Consider the following 13,925-nt stretch of genomic DNA (forward strand, 5'->3'; position numbering starts at 1 on the left):
TTAAAACCCCGAAAACTACCATTAAACGCAAGCGCGACAAAAAACTAATGCGCCGCGTGTCGCGCAAAATGTACACGCCTTGGCGCCGTGCGGCCACAGTCTTGCCACGCGGGCCTTTCCACGGCCTCACGCCGCTTGCGGACAGCCGGAAAGAGCGCGCATTTTAGCCCCTAATCGGCCGCCGCTGCACCCGATAAAACCACACTCGCCAAAGTGACACGCGAGCGTAAGCCCGATGCAATGTCATCATTCGCGATCGGTCGCCTGCATCCCTTTGCGCCGTCGTTTCGTAGAGTCCTGCGAGAGTGGCGAGCGCGAATGAGCCGGACGTCCGAGCCTGACGAATAGCCAGCGGAACAGTTGTTGCGAGCCAATTCGACGTGCGCCGCGAACCGCGGCGTCTTCCGAACCGGCAACGCACGCGCTACGACTGACACGAAGCCGCCGTTGCATCGCTATTCGAGGCTGCCTCCCGCATGAATACCAATCCGTCCGCGCTCGCCCAGCTTTCTGCCGCGAAATCCGACGCGCAGTCGCCCGCGGCGAGCCGCGAGGATCTGCAGCGCGCTGCGCACCCGCACGGACGCTGGTATTCGTTCGCCGGCGCGGGTGCGCTCGTGGCCGTCGGCTACATGGACCCCGGCAATTGGGCGACGGCGCTCGCGAGCGGCGCGCGCTACGGCTACTCGCTGCTTTTCGTCGTTCTGCTCGCGAGTCTCATGGGCATGCTGCTGCAATGGATCGCATCGCGCGTGGGTGTCGTGACCGGGCGGGACCTCGCGCAACTGTGCCGCGAGCGCTACAGCCGGCGCACGACGCTCGTGCTGTGGATCGCGTGCGAGATTGCGGTCGTCGCGTGCGATGTCGCGGAAGTCGTCGGCAGCGCGGTGGCGTTGCAGATGCTCTTCGGCATCTCGCTCACGGCGGGCGTGCTGTTTTCGGCGGTCGCGGCTTTCGCGATGCTCGCGCTGCAAAGCCGCGGCAAGCGCCCGCTGCAGCGCGCGGTAACGGCGCTGATCTGCTTCGTGAGCTTCTGCTTCGTGGTCGAACTTGCGCTGACGCATCCGGTTCTCAGCGACGCGCTGCGCGGGCTCGCGCCGTCGCGTGAACTGCTGCGCGATGCGGGCATGCTCTGGCTCGCCGCCGGCGTGCTTGGCGCAACGGTGATGCCGCACAACCTCTATCTGCACTCCGCGCTCGTCAAGGAACATGCGAGCCCGCGCGACGACGCGACCATCGGGCGCGCGCTTCACGGCGTGAACATCGACACGTTCGGCTCGCTCGGGCTCGCGTTCATCGTCAACGCATCGCTGCTGGTGGTCGCGGCGGCGGTCTTCCACGCGAACGGGCACACCGATGTCGACGATCTCGCCGATGCGCATCGTCTGATCGCGCCGCTCGTCGGCAGTCATTGGGCGGGCGTCGTGTTCGCCGCCGCGCTGCTCGCTTGCGGCCTGAACGCGACGGTCACGGGCACGCTCGCCGGCCAGGCGGTGATGGAGGGCTTCCTGCGCCTCAAAATGGCGCGCTGGGCCCGGGCGCTGCTGACGCGCGGCCTCGCAATCGGTCCGGCGCTGGTCGCGGTCGCGAGCTTCGGCCAGCACGGCTCCAACGCGCTCCTGGTCGCGACGCAGGTCGGGCTGAGCCTGCAATTGCCGCTCGCCGTGATTCCGCTCGTGCGCTTCGCCTCCGATGCCGGGCTGATGGGCCGCTGGCGCGTCGCGCGCGTGCCGCTCGCGCTGGCGTGGATGTGCGCGGGCGTGATCGTCGCACTGAACGGCGCGATGCTCTGGCAGGCGCTTTTTTCAAGCTGACATCTATTTCATGCCGATTTCGTTCCGATTTCGTTCCGATTTTCGAGATCGTGGCGCGACTCGTGCTATCAGACTCTTCCTATGCCCGCCCGCCTCTGCCCCGACAGGACACGAACTGCATGCCCCACGGCCCACGATCGCTTCCACTGAAAACTTCCCGCCGCGCTCGCACGATCACGCTTCTTTGCGCCGGCATGGGCGCATGCGGAGCGGTTCACGCGACCGTCGCGGTGCTGCAGCCGGCGCGAGAAGCCGCCGCCTCGCAACCGCTCGAACTGACGCTCCTCTATACCGACGATGACGCGAAAACCCTCACCGTCGATGTACCGAAGCAACTGACCGTGAACCTGACCAACGGCGATCTGCCGCCCGCGCCGCTCGCGCTGCAACGCGATCCCAAGGTGCCGGATCGCTTGCGCCTCGCGCCGGGCCAATATCGCCGCGTGCGCTTTTCCGCGCCGTGGCCCGATTCGGCGCGCGGCACGGTAAAGATCGATCCAGTGGGCTTCGATGCTTCGCCGATGCTCGTCACGATCAATCGGAGCGACACCCAGACTCAGGTCGCCGCCGCGGAAAAGACCGAATCGCAAGCCACGACGCCCGCGCAACTCGCGAGCGCGACGGCCGCCGCGAACACCGCCATCGTTCCGACGTCCAGCACCGACACCTTGCTCTCCGGCCGCTTCTCGACCTTCGAGCCGATCTATTTCGCGGACGGCAAGAACGGCGACAATCTCGCGAAATTCCAGTTCAGCTTTAAATACCGCCTGCATCTGCCCGACGATCCGCGCTCGCGCGGCTTTCTCGATAACCTCTACTTCGGCTACACGCAGACGGCGATATGAAATCTCTCGGCCGAATCTGTGCCGTTTCGCGACATCAGCTTTCAGCCGCAACTGTTCTACTACGTGGAGGACACGGGCTGGAAGAGCGCGCTCTTTACGCGCATGGGCGTCTCGGCGGGCATCGGGCACGAGTCGAACGGCAAGAGCGGCGACGAATCGCGCGCGATCAATATCGCGTTCGTGCGCCCGACGTGGGAGTTCGGCGATCTCAACGGCAATCACCTGACGCTCTCGCCGAAGTTCTATTACTACCTTTCGAAGGCCGGCAACGAGGACATCGCGAATTATCGCGGCTACGTGGATTTTCTCGTGAAGTACGGCAGCCCGGATGGCTGGCAACTCGCGACGACGCTGCGCAAAGGCACGAAACACTGGTACGGCAGCGTGGAATCGCAACTTACCTATCCGCTCGCGAAGCTGATCGGCAGCGCGTGGGGCGGCTACCTGTTCGTGAGCTATTTCAACGGATACGGCGAGGACATCCTCGATTACAACCAGCGCAATCACTGGATCGCGCGGATAGGCTACAGTATCGCGCGTTGAGTTTTTTTACGATTTTGAACGCCGCGTTGCCGCCCTCTTTTTCCGGCGTCGATTCGGTCACGAGTTAGCCTAATGTCTTCGAATCTTCACGATCTGCCTGATAGTCCCTGCATCGGCGTATGCTCCACGCTCTTCGACGAAGTCTGCAAAGGCTGCGGCCGCACGGCCGGCGAAGTGTCCAACTGGGTGTTCCTGAACGACGACGAAAAACGCGCGATCTGGGCGCGCATCACGCGCGAAGGCACGGCGATGCGGTTCCGTAACGACAAGCTCTGAGCGCAATGAAAAACGGCCCGCTCTTTCGAGACGGGCCGCTTTTTTCACAGCGTGCGCGAAGCGGCGATAACCGTGATTACTGAATGCCCTGACTCGTCAGGAAATCCTCGTAATTCCCGCCGAAGTCGCGCAGCGTGCCATTGGTCTTCACTTCGATGATCCGGTTCGCCAGCCCGCTCACGAATTCGCGGTCGTGCGACACGAAGATCAGCGTGCCTTCGAACTTGTCCAGCGCGATCTGCAGCGATTCGATGGACTCCATGTCCATGTGGTTCGTCGGCTCGTCCATCAGCAGCACGTTGTGGCGGCCGAGCATCAGCTTGCCCCAGATCATGCGGCCCTTCTCGCCGCCCGACAGCACCTTCACGTTTTTCTTGATGTCGTCCGCATTGAAGAGCAGACGGCCGAGCGTGCCGCGCATCATCTGCTCGTCGTCGCCTTCCTTGCGGTACTGGTCGATCCAGTCGGTCAGCGTCTCGTCCTTCGGAAACTCTTCGTACGTGTCCTGCGGCATGTAGCCGACGTTCGCGTTTTCCGCCCACTTGACCGTGCCGTGATCGAGCTCCAGCGCGCCCTTGAGCGACTTGAGCAGCGTGGTCTTGCCCGCGCCGTTCTCGCCGATGATCGCGATACGCTCGCCCGGTTGCACGCTCAGCGAGAAGTTCTGAAAGATCGTCCGGTCGTACTTCTTCGTGATGTCTTCCGCGACCACCGCGATGTTGTGCAGCTTCTTTTCGTACTCGAAGCGAATGAACGGGTTCTGACGCGACGACGGCTTGAATTCCTCGATCTTGATCTTGTCGATCATCTTCAGACGGCTGGTCGCCTGACGCGCCTTCGACTTGTTCGCCGAGAAGCGGCGCACGAAGTCCTGCAGATCGGCCACGCGATCCTTCGCCTTCTGGTTCGCGGCCTGCTGACGCTCGCGCGCCTGCGTCGACGCGAGCATGTAGTCGTCGTAGTTGCCCGGCCAGACCTTCAGCGTGCCGTAGTCCATGTCCGCCATGTGCGTGCAGACCTGGTTCAGGAAGTGTCGATCGTGCGAGATGATGATCATCGTCGAGTTGTACTGGTTGAGCACGTCTTCCAGCCAACGGATCGAGTTGATGTCGAGGTTGTTGGTCGGCTCGTCGAGCAGCAGCACGTCGGGCTTTGAGAACAGCGCCTGCGCGAGCAGCACGCGCAGCTTCCAGCCCGGCGCTACGTTGCTCATCGGGCCGTTGTGATCCTTGATGTCGATGCCGATGCCGAGCAGCAGTTCGCCCGCGCGCGCCTCAGCCGTGTAGCCGTCGTATTCGGCGAACTTGGCTTCGAGATCGGCGGCGCGCATGTAGTCGTCGTCGGTCGCGTCGGGGTTCGCGTAGATCGCGTCGCGCTCGGTCATCGCGGCCCACATTTCGGTGTGGCCCATCATGACGACGTCGAGCACGCGCATGTCTTCAAACGCGAACTGATCCTGGCGCAGCTTGCCGAGGCGCACGTTCGGCTCCAGCATGACGTTGCCCGACGACGGCTCCAGATCGCTGCCCAGAATCTTCATGAAGGTCGACTTGCCGCAGCCGTTGGCGCCGATCAGTCCATAGCGATTGCCTTCGCCGAACTTGACCGAGATGTTCTCGAAGAGGGGCTTGGGCCCGAATTGCATGGTGATATTGGCGGTAGACAGCACGGCGCGTCCTTTTGAATGGGGTACGACGAAAAACCTAAGATTTTAACAGCTTTTGGCGGACTTTTGCCTGCGAGCGGCGATTGCGGGGACATCGGCCGGGCGCGGTTTTGGTGCCGCATCATGAAAAAAGGGCACGGCCGATGCGGCCGCGCCCCGTGCATTCCGGCTGCGATCCGCACGAGGCGGATGCGCCTTTCGCGTTATGTGCGCTCGGCGATGAACGCCTTCACCACGCCTGCATCCGCGGGAACGATATCGAACTTTTGCGGCAGTTTTTCAAGTCCCACGAATGCGGACGGCCGCTCCGGCTCGCGATTGAGCGCCTCGCGGATCGTCTCGCCGAACTTGATCGGTTGCGCCGTTTCCAGAATAATCATCGGCACGCCGGGCTTGAGATTCTCGCGCGCGACCTTCACGCCGTCGGCGGTGTGCGTGTCGATCATCGTGTGATAGCGCTCGAACACGTCGCGGATCGTCTTCACGCGGTCGTCGTGGCCGCTCTTGCCCGACACGAAGCCGAATTCCTTCACGCGCGCGAAATCGCCGCTCGCCGCGAGGTCGAAGCCGCCCTTCTCCTCCACGTCGCGGAACAGTTGCAGCACGCGCGCCGGGTCACGGCCGAGCAGGTCGTGCACGAAACGCTCGAAATTCGAGGCCTTCGAGATGTCCATGCTCGGACTGGTCGTGTGATACGTCTCCGCCGCGCCGCGCACGCGATACACGCCGGTCTTGAAGAACTCGTCGAGCACGTCGTTTTCGTTAGTCGCGACCACGAGCTGATCGATCGGCAGGCCCATCATGCGGGCGATATGTCCCGCGCACACATTGCCGAAGTTGCCCGACGGCACCGTGAACGACACGCTTTCGCCGTTGCTTCGCGTCGCGGCGAAATAGCCCTTGAAGTAGTACACGACCTGCGCGACGACGCGCGCCCAGTTGATCGAATTGACCGTGCCGATCTTGTGCTTCGCCTTGTATGCGTGATCGTTCGATACGGCCTTGACGATGTCCTGGCAATTGTCGAAGTTGCCCTCGACCGCCAGATTGAAGATGTTCAGGTCCTGCAGCGAGAACATCTGCGCGGTCTGGAACGCGCTCATCTTCTTGTGCGGCGACAGCATGAACACGCGCACGCCGGTCTTGCCGCGCATGGCGTATTCGGCGGCGCTGCCGGTGTCGCCCGAAGTCGCGCCGAGAATGTTCAGCGTTTCGCCGTGCTTCGCGAGCGCGTACTCGAACAGATTGCCGAGCAGTTGCATCGCCATGTCCTTGAAGGCGAGCGTCGGACCGTTCGACAGTTCCAGCAGAGAAAGCGTCGTGCCGTTTTCCTCGCCGAGCGTCTTGAGCGGCGTGATCTGCACCGCGCTCTCTTCGTGGCGCACGTTGCTGTAGACCTGCGCCGTGTAGGTCTTGCGCGTGAGCGAGCGCAGGTCGTCGGCGGGAATGTCGTCGCTGAACTTCGACAGCACTTCGAATGCGAGATCCGCGTACGACAGCGTGCGCCAGCGCGCGAGTTCATCGGCGCCGACCTTCGGATATTGCGCCGGCAGATACAGGCCGCCGTCTTTCGCGAGGCCGCCGAGCAGAATGTCCGAGAACGTGTGGCGCTCGTTCGTGCCGGCGCCGCGCGTCGAAATGTAGTTCATCGTGCTTGCCCTTAGTTGAGCGCTTCCATGCGCAACTTCGTCACTTCCGAGACGACCGTGGACAGCGCCTCGATCTGCACGATCGCCGCGTTCACGTTCTTTTCCACCGTCTCGTGCGTGATGAGGATGATGTCGGTCTCGCCCTTGTTCGCGCCGTCGACTTCTTCCGATTCCTTCTGCAGCAGCGCGTCGATGGAGATGCCCTTGTCCGCGAGAATGCGCGTGATGTTCGCGAGCACGCCGGTCACGTCCGCGACGCGCAGGCGCAGGTAGTAGCCGCTCGTTATTTCGTCGATCGGCAGGATCGGCGTGTTCGAGAGGCTGTCCGGCTGGAACGCCAGATGCGGCACGCGATGCTCGGAGTCGGCAGTATGCAGGCGCGTCACGTCGACGAGATCGGCGACCACCGCCGAAGCGGTCGGCTCCGCGCCCGCGCCCTTGCCGTAGTACAGCGTCGTGCCGACCGCATCGCCGTGCACGACGACCGCGTTCATCGCGCCTTCGACGTTCGCGAGCAGGCGCTTGGCCGGAACGAGCGTCGGATGCGTGCGCAACTCGATGCCCTTCTCCGAACGCCGCGCGATGCCAAGCAGCTTGATGCGATAGCCCAGATCCTCGGCGTAGCGAATGTCGATGGCCGCCAGCTTGCTGATGCCTTCCACATACGCGCGATCGAATTGCACCGGCACGCCGAACGCAATCGCGCTCATGATCGTGACCTTGTGCGCGGCATCGACGCCTTCGATGTCGAAGGTCGGATCGGCTTCCGCGTAACCCAGTTCCTGCGCGGCTTTCAATGCGGTCGCGAAGTCGAGCCCGCGGTCGCGCATCTCCGAAAGAATGTAGTTCGTCGTGCCGTTGATGATGCCCGCGATGTATTCGATGCGGTTCGCCGTCAGCCCTTCGCGCAGCGCCTTGATGATCGGAATGCCACCCGCCACCGCCGCCTCGAACGCGACCATCACGCCCTTTGCGCGCGCGGCCTCGAAAATCTCCGTGCCGTGTACCGCGAGCAGCGCCTTGTTGGCCGTCACGACATGCTTGCCGTTCGCGATCGCGCGCAGCACCAGCTCGCGCGCGAAGCCCGTGCCGCCGATCATTTCGCACACGATATCGATGGAAGGATCGTCGACGACCGCGTTGAAGTCGTCCGTCACCGCGACGCCTTCCTGCTTCGCGGCTTCCGCCTTCGCCGGCGTGCGCACCGCGACGCGCGAAATTTCGATGCCGCGTCCCGCGCGTCGTTTGATTTCTTCCTGGTTACGGCGCAGCACCGTGAAGGTGCCGCTGCCAACCGTGCCGAAGCCCAAGAGTCCTACTTTGATCGGTTCCATGCAGCGCGAGTCTTTAAAAGAGAGATTAAGCGGAATGTCGTTTGCGATAGCCGTCGAGGAAGCGCGCGATCCGGTTGATCGAATCCGCGAGATCGTCGACGTTCGGCAGGAAAACCACGCGGAAGTGATCCGGCGTCGGCCAGTTGAAGCCCGTGCCCTGCACGAGCAGCACGCGCTCTTCGAGCAGCAGGTCGGTGATGAACTGCTGGTCGTCCTGGATCGGATACATCTTCGGATCGAGCTTCGGGAACATGTAGAGCGCGGCTTGCGGCTTCACGCAGGTCACGCCGGGAATGGCCGTGAGCATGTCGTAGGCGAGCTCGCGCTGCTTGTAGAGACGCCCGCCCGGCACGATCAGGTCGTTGATGCTTTGATAGCCGCCGAGCGCCGTCTGGATTGCGTACTGGCCGGGCACGTTCGGGCACAGGCGCATCGACGCGAGAATGCCGAGGCCTTCGAGATAGTCCTTCGCGCGGCGGCGATTCTCTTCGATCAACCCGGAAATCGCCATCCAGCCCGCGCGATAACCGCACGAACGGTAACTTTTCGAGAGGCTGTTGAACGTGACCGTGATGACGTCTTCGGACAGCGCGCCCATCGACGTATGCGTTTGCCCGTCGTAGACGATCTTGTCGTAGACCTCATCGGCGAAAATAATCAGGCCGTGCTCGCGCGCGAGCGCGATCAGTTCGCGCAGCAGGTCGTCCGAGTACAGCGCGCCCGTCGGATTGTTCGGGTTGATGACGACGAGCGCCTTCGTATTCGGCGTGATTTTCGCGCGGATGTCGTCGAGATCGGGCATCCAGCCGTTGCTCTCGTCGCACATATAGTGACGCGGCGTGCCCGACGACAGGCTCACCGCGGCCGTCCACAGCGGATAATCCGGCGCCGGAAGGAGCACTTCGTCGCCGTCGTTCAGGAGCGCCTGCATCGCCATGACGATCAGTTCCGACGCGCCATTGCCGATGTAGATATCGTCCAGTTCGACGCCCGTCACGCCCTTTTGCTGCGTGTAATGCATGATCGCCTTGCGCGCGGCGAACACGCCCTTCGAATCCGAATAGCCCGACGAACCCGGCAGGTTGCGGATCATGTCCTGAATGATCTCGTCCGGCGCCTCGAAACCGAACGGCGCCAGATTGCCGATATTCAGCTTGATGATGCGATGACCTTCCTCTTCGAGGCGCTTCGCGTGTTCGAGCACGGGCCCGCGAATGTCGTAGCAGACGTTTTGCAGCTTATTGGATTTGAGAATCGGTTTCACGGCTGGCGCTCTGGGTCTGATGTGAATGCGGACTGGTTTTTGTGATGTCGGTCAGGTGCGGCCCGGTCTTCCGGACAGCCAGTCCCGCGCGCGAGCCGCGAGCGGGCGTTGCAATAAATACCGAGGTTGAAGCCTGAAGGCGGCTCGCCCGGACGGCTCGCTCTGTTCCGAGCGCCGAACGATGCATTTTAGACGCCGCGCCAGGTAAGGCATGGGCGATGCGGACCGGATTGCGTGTCGAAGGCGGCTTGTGGCGGCGCGCGAGCGCAACGGGCGGCGCACGAGCAAGCCCGGCAGCCGAAAAGTTATAATTTACTGATTATGGCTCAGTTCCGCAATGCACCAATCGAATGCGCCGGAGCAGGCGCCGGTGGCGTTGCAAACGCGCGCGCGGAGCGCTTCTCACGCCGCCGCGCCCGCCGAGTCTCTTCCCTTTCCCTTGCCGGATCATCGTTTTGAAACTGCACCAGGATAACAACAGCGCGCTCAACACCATCACGAGCTACGGAGACGGCTTCGTGGCGATCAATCTCGAAAGACACGAAGGCAGCGTGATCGTCATGCCGCGCACGCCCGTCACGCCGTGGCCGGTGTCGTCGTTCGAGGCGCTCACGCCCGAGCATTTCGATGCGCTCGTTCAGGAGGCCCCGGAAGTCGTCATTTTCGGTAGCGGCTCGCGACTGCGCTTTCCGCATCCGCGCCTCACGGCGCAACTGGCGAAGCAACGCATCGGCGTCGAGACGATGGATTTCGGCGCGGCCTGCCGTACCTACAACATCCTGATGGCTGAAGGCCGGCGCGTGGCCGTTGCGCTCCTGATCGAAGCCTGAGGGAAGCCCTAAGGAACCGCTAAGGAAGCGCTGACACACTCGCGCCGCTCGTCCGATATCGGAGCGAGCCGGTGCTTGCCGATTGTCAAATTCGAGGAGCGTCGGACGGCCGTGCGCTACACTCCCGCCCGGCATCCGTCGTTGCGGTACGCGCGGGATACGGCGCGAAGGCATCGCAACCACTATGTGCGCGGCGTGTGCCCGAAACTGCGAACTCGCGTCGAAAATTCGTGTCGGGGCCTGCGCCGGGTTGCATCCCCGCGTAGCGCGCATTCATCGCCCATTTGGTTTTCATTAGCGCCGCACATCGCGGCATCGGACAGGTCGACTTCATGAACGATACGCCTACACGGCTACCGCTCACGCGTCTCTCGCTCATTCTTCTCGTACTCGCGCTCGCGATCATCTGGTTCGCGCCGCTCGGATTTCGTCATCTCGTGCCAAGCGACGAGGGCCGTTACGCCGAAATGGCGCGCGAGATGTTCGTGACCGGCGACTGGATCACGCCGCGCTACAACGGCTACAAGTACTTCGAGAAGCCGCCGCTGCAAACCTGGGCGAACGCTCTCAGCTTCGCGTGGTTCGGCATCGGCGACTGGCAGGCGCGGCTCTACACGGCGCTCACGGGCTTCGTGGGCGTGCTGCTCGTCGGCTATACCGGCACGCGCGTGTTCAACGCGCTGACGGGCTTCGCCGCCGCGGTGATCCTCGCGACGTGCCCGTACTGGAACCTGATGGGCCACTTCAACACGCTCGACATGGGCCTGTCGTTCTGGATGGAATTGACGCTCTGCGCGCTCTTGCTCGCCCAGCGCCCCGGCCTGCCGACGCGCGACGTGCGCCTCTGGATGTGGCTATGCTGGGCCGGAATGGGCGCGGCCGTGCTGTCGAAAGGCCTCGTCGGCCTGATCCTGCCGGGCGCGGTCCTCGTCCTGTACTCGCTCGTGTCGCGCGACTGGGCGCTCTGGAAGCGGCTCTATATCGGCAGCGGGCTGATCGTATTCCTGATCGTGACCGGCCCCTGGTTCGCGCTCGTGCAGATGAAGAACCCTGAATTCTTCAACTTCTTCTTCATCGTCCAGCAGTTCAAGCGCTATCTGACGCCCGAGCAGAACCGCCCCGGCGCGTTCTATTACTTCGTACCGGTGCTGATCGTCGGCTTTCTGCCGTGGCTGTCGATCGCCTTTCAGAGCGTGCGCCACGGCCTGAAGGCACCGCGCCAGCCCAACGGCTTCGCGCCGGTCACGATGCTGCTGATCTGGTCGGCGTTCATTTTCGTGTTTTTCAGCGCGTCGCATTCGAAGCTCATTTCGTACGTGCTGCCGATCGCGCCGGCGCTCGCGCTCGTGCTCGGGCTCTATTTGCCGTCGCTGACCAAGACGCAATACCGCAGGCATCTGATCGGCTACGCGATATTTCTGATCGCCGCGGCGTTCGGGGCGATTTTCCTCGGCCGCGCGGGCAGCGCGAACACGCCGAACGCGCTCTATCGCGAGTTTCAGATCTGGGTGTACGCGGGCCTCGCCGTCGCATTCGTCGTGACGATATTCGCGCTCTGGCTGAACCGGCGTAGCGTGCTGGCGGGCGCGACCGGACTGGGCGCGGCCTGGTTGCTGCTCGGCACGATCGCCGGCTCGGGCCACGACGTCTTCGGCACGCAAAGCTCGGGCGTGCCGCTCGTGCCGGCCGTGAAGGCCGCGATGGCCAAGCTGCCGCCCGACACGCCGTTCTACTCGATCGCCAAGCTCGATCACACGATGCCCTTCTACCTCGGCCATACGATGATCATGGTCGGAGAGGCCGACGAACTGACCTTCGGCGTACAGACCGAGCCGCAAAAATGGGTGCCGAGTATCGACGAATGGGTCAGGCTGTGGGATTCGAAGCGTTACGCGCTCGCGCTGATGCCGCCGTCGCGCTACGACGAACTCGTGGCACGCCACGTGCCAATGCAGGTGATCGCTCGCGACGAGCGCCGCGTGATCGTGGAGAAGCCGCAGCCGTGAGCGCGTGTTTTCCTCTCAATCGCGATGCTGCGCTGCACGATCGTTCGGCATTTCGCGATGAACCGAGTATCCTTGTTCCGCATTTGAAAAACGCACGATGAACCCGATTTCCTTTATTTGCATCGTCATCGGCGTATCGTTGAACGCATGCGCCCAGCTCCTGCTCAAAGCCGGCGTGAACGCGGTGGGCCATTTCGACATGACGGCCGCCAATATCCTGCCGGTCGGCATCAGAATCGCGACGCAGTGGCCCATCATCGGCGGGCTTGCGTGTTATGTGCTGAGCGTCGTCGTGTGGATCGTCGGGCTGTCGCGCGTGGATGTGTCGATCGCCTACCCGATGCTCTCGCTCGGCTACGTCGTCAACGCGTTCGCGGCTTGGTACCTGTTCGGCGAAGTGATGTCGATGCAGCGGCTCATCGGCATCGGCATCATTCTGATCGGCGTCGTGGTGCTCGCGCGCGGCTAGGCGCGGCTATTTGGCGGACCGAAGCGGCGGCCGGATCAATTCATCTTTATTAAACGCATAGTCCATGACTCAATCAACGCGGCCGTTTTTGCCCTTCGTGAAGCCCGAAATCGACGAAGAAACCATTCAGGGCGTCGTCGACGTGCTGCGCTCGGGCTGGATCACGACCGGACCGCAGAATCAGCAGTTCGAAGCCGAGTTGTCGGCCTACGTGGGCGGCCGCCCGGTGCGCGCGTTCAACTCGGGCACCTGCACGATGGAGATCGGCTTGCGCATCGCGGGTGTCGGCCCCGGCGACGAAGTCATCACCACGCCGATGACCTGGGTGTCGACGGCCAACGTGATCCTCGAAGTCGGCGCGACGCCGGTGTTCGTCGATATCGATCCGGTCACGCGCAACATCGACCTGAACCTGCTCGAACGCGCGATCACGCCGCGCACGAAGGCGCTCATGCCTGTGTATCTGGCGGGCCTGCCCCTCGACATGGACAAGCTCTACGACATCGCGCGCGCCCACAAGCTGCGCGTGATCGAGGACGCAGCGCAGGCGTTCGGCTCGACCTGGAAGGGCGAGCGCATCGGCGCGATCGGCGACATCGTGTCGTTCAGTTTTCACGCGAACAAGAACGTGACGTCCATCGAAGGCGGCGCGCTCGTGATGAACAACGAAGACGAAGCGGAACTCGCGCGCAAGTACCGGCTGCAGGGCATCACGCGCACCGGCTTCGACGGCATGGACTGCGACGTGCTCGGCGGCAAATACAACCTGACGGACGTGGCGGCGCGCGTCGGACTCGGTTCGCTGCGGCGCGTCGAAAGCATCACGAGGCAGCGTCATGAACTGGCGCGCCTTTACTTCGATGCCTTCAAAGGCGGCGCGGCGGTCAAGCTCGGCATCGGCTTGCCGGTCGAGAACTTCACGGATCACAACTGGCACATGTTTCAGATCGCGCTGCCGCTTGAGAAGCTCAAGCTTTCGCGCGCGGAATTCATGGCGCAACTGAAGGAACGCGGTATCGGAAGCGGCGTGCACTATCCTGCGCTGCACCTGTTCACGCTGTATCGCGCGCGCGGCTTCACGGAGGGCATGTTCCCGCATGCGGAGCGTTACGGCGCATCGAATGTGACGCTGCCGCTCTTTCCGGGAATGACCGCCGAAGACGTGACGCATGTCGTCGAGTCGATCGACGAGATCTGCGAGCAGTTCGGACACAACGGGTAACACGGAC

10 protein-coding genes and 1 pseudogene are annotated in these 13,925 nt (G+C 63.0%); 7 read left to right on the plus strand and 4 right to left on the minus strand.

Annotation, left to right across the window (positions count from 1 at the left end; genetic code table 11):
• The first annotated feature begins 476 nt into the window (after positions 1-476).
• The 3 genes and pseudogenes from AWB82_RS09430 (at position 477) to AWB82_RS09440 (ending at position 3,478) form a co-directional block, all read left to right on the plus strand.
• The gene (locus AWB82_RS09430; RefSeq protein ID WP_086966862.1) at positions 477-1,814 is read left to right on the plus strand and encodes an Nramp family divalent metal transporter; all 1,338 of its coding nucleotides are present in this window, start codon (positions 477-479) and stop codon (positions 1,812-1,814) included.
• Between the two features lie 194 nt (positions 1,815-2,008).
• Positions 2,009-3,202, plus strand: a pseudogene (locus AWB82_RS09435) (phospholipase A).
• 72 nt (positions 3,203-3,274) lie between these two features.
• The gene (locus AWB82_RS09440; RefSeq protein WP_086966863.1) at positions 3,275-3,478 is read left to right on the plus strand and encodes a DUF1289 domain-containing protein; all 204 of its coding nucleotides are present in this window, start codon (positions 3,275-3,277) and stop codon (positions 3,476-3,478) included.
• A gap of 76 nt (positions 3,479-3,554) precedes the next feature.
• On the opposite strand, the gene AWB82_RS09445 is transcribed toward AWB82_RS09440, so the two are convergent.
• From AWB82_RS09445 to AWB82_RS09460, 4 genes are all read right to left on the minus strand, one after another.
• Positions 3,555-5,147 (minus strand): ABC-F family ATPase, encoded by a 1,593-nt coding sequence (locus AWB82_RS09445; protein WP_086966864.1) that lies wholly within the window; start codon positions 5,145-5,147, stop codon positions 3,555-3,557.
• A gap of 200 nt (positions 5,148-5,347) precedes the next feature.
• Positions 5,348-6,793: a threonine synthase gene (thrC, locus tag AWB82_RS09450; protein WP_086966865.1), complete on the minus strand. Its 1,446-nt coding sequence runs from the start codon at positions 6,791-6,793 to the stop codon at positions 5,348-5,350.
• An 11-nt stretch (positions 6,794-6,804) separates the two neighbouring features.
• Positions 6,805-8,127 (minus strand): homoserine dehydrogenase, encoded by a 1,323-nt coding sequence (locus AWB82_RS09455; RefSeq protein WP_086966866.1) that lies wholly within the window; start codon positions 8,125-8,127, stop codon positions 6,805-6,807.
• 25 nt (positions 8,128-8,152) lie between these two features.
• Positions 8,153-9,391, minus strand: coding sequence for a pyridoxal phosphate-dependent aminotransferase (locus AWB82_RS09460; RefSeq protein WP_200818073.1), 1,239 nt, complete (start codon positions 9,389-9,391; stop codon positions 8,153-8,155).
• A 455-nt stretch (positions 9,392-9,846) separates the two neighbouring features.
• Here AWB82_RS09460 and AWB82_RS09465 point away from each other — a divergent pair, with 455 nt between their 5' ends.
• From AWB82_RS09465 to AWB82_RS09480, 4 genes are all read left to right on the plus strand, one after another.
• Positions 9,847-10,221, plus strand: coding sequence for an Mth938-like domain-containing protein (locus AWB82_RS09465; protein WP_086966868.1), 375 nt, complete (start codon positions 9,847-9,849; stop codon positions 10,219-10,221).
• A 332-nt stretch (positions 10,222-10,553) separates the two neighbouring features.
• Complete coding sequence (locus tag AWB82_RS09470; RefSeq protein WP_086966927.1) at positions 10,554-12,227, plus strand: glycosyltransferase family 39 protein; 1,674 nt, start codon at positions 10,554-10,556, stop codon at positions 12,225-12,227.
• Positions 12,228-12,324: 97 nt separating this feature from the next.
• Entirely contained in the window at positions 12,325-12,696 is a 372-nt protein-coding gene (locus AWB82_RS09475; RefSeq protein WP_086966869.1) for an SMR family transporter, read from the plus strand.
• 64 nt (positions 12,697-12,760) lie between these two features.
• Positions 12,761-13,918, plus strand: coding sequence for a DegT/DnrJ/EryC1/StrS family aminotransferase (locus AWB82_RS09480; protein ID WP_086966870.1), 1,158 nt, complete (start codon positions 12,761-12,763; stop codon positions 13,916-13,918).
• Positions 13,919-13,925: the final 7 nt, after the last annotated feature.

The sequence above is a fragment of the Caballeronia glebae genome, assembly GCF_001545035.1.
Lineage (GTDB): Bacteria > Pseudomonadota > Gammaproteobacteria > Burkholderiales > Burkholderiaceae > Caballeronia > Caballeronia glebae.

What these genes read in the sequence shown, in the direction of transcription:
- AWB82_RS09440 (WP_086966863.1), top strand. Translation starts at nt 3,275, where the DNA reads ATGTCTTCGAATCTTCACGATCTGCCTGATAGTCCCTGCATCGGCGTA.
- AWB82_RS09430 (WP_086966862.1), top strand. Translation starts at nt 477, where the DNA reads ATGAATACCAATCCGTCCGCGCTCGCCCAGCTTTCTGCCGCGAAATCC.
- thrC (WP_086966865.1), bottom strand. Translation starts at nt 6,793, where the DNA reads ATGAACTACATTTCGACGCGCGGCGCCGGCACGAACGAGCGCCACACG.
- AWB82_RS09470 (WP_086966927.1), top strand. Translation starts at nt 10,554, where the DNA reads ATGAACGATACGCCTACACGGCTACCGCTCACGCGTCTCTCGCTCATT.
- AWB82_RS09480 (WP_086966870.1), top strand. Translation starts at nt 12,761, where the DNA reads ATGACTCAATCAACGCGGCCGTTTTTGCCCTTCGTGAAGCCCGAAATC.
- AWB82_RS09455 (WP_086966866.1), bottom strand. Translation starts at nt 8,127, where the DNA reads ATGGAACCGATCAAAGTAGGACTCTTGGGCTTCGGCACGGTTGGCAGC.
- AWB82_RS09475 (WP_086966869.1), top strand. Translation starts at nt 12,325, where the DNA reads ATGAACCCGATTTCCTTTATTTGCATCGTCATCGGCGTATCGTTGAAC.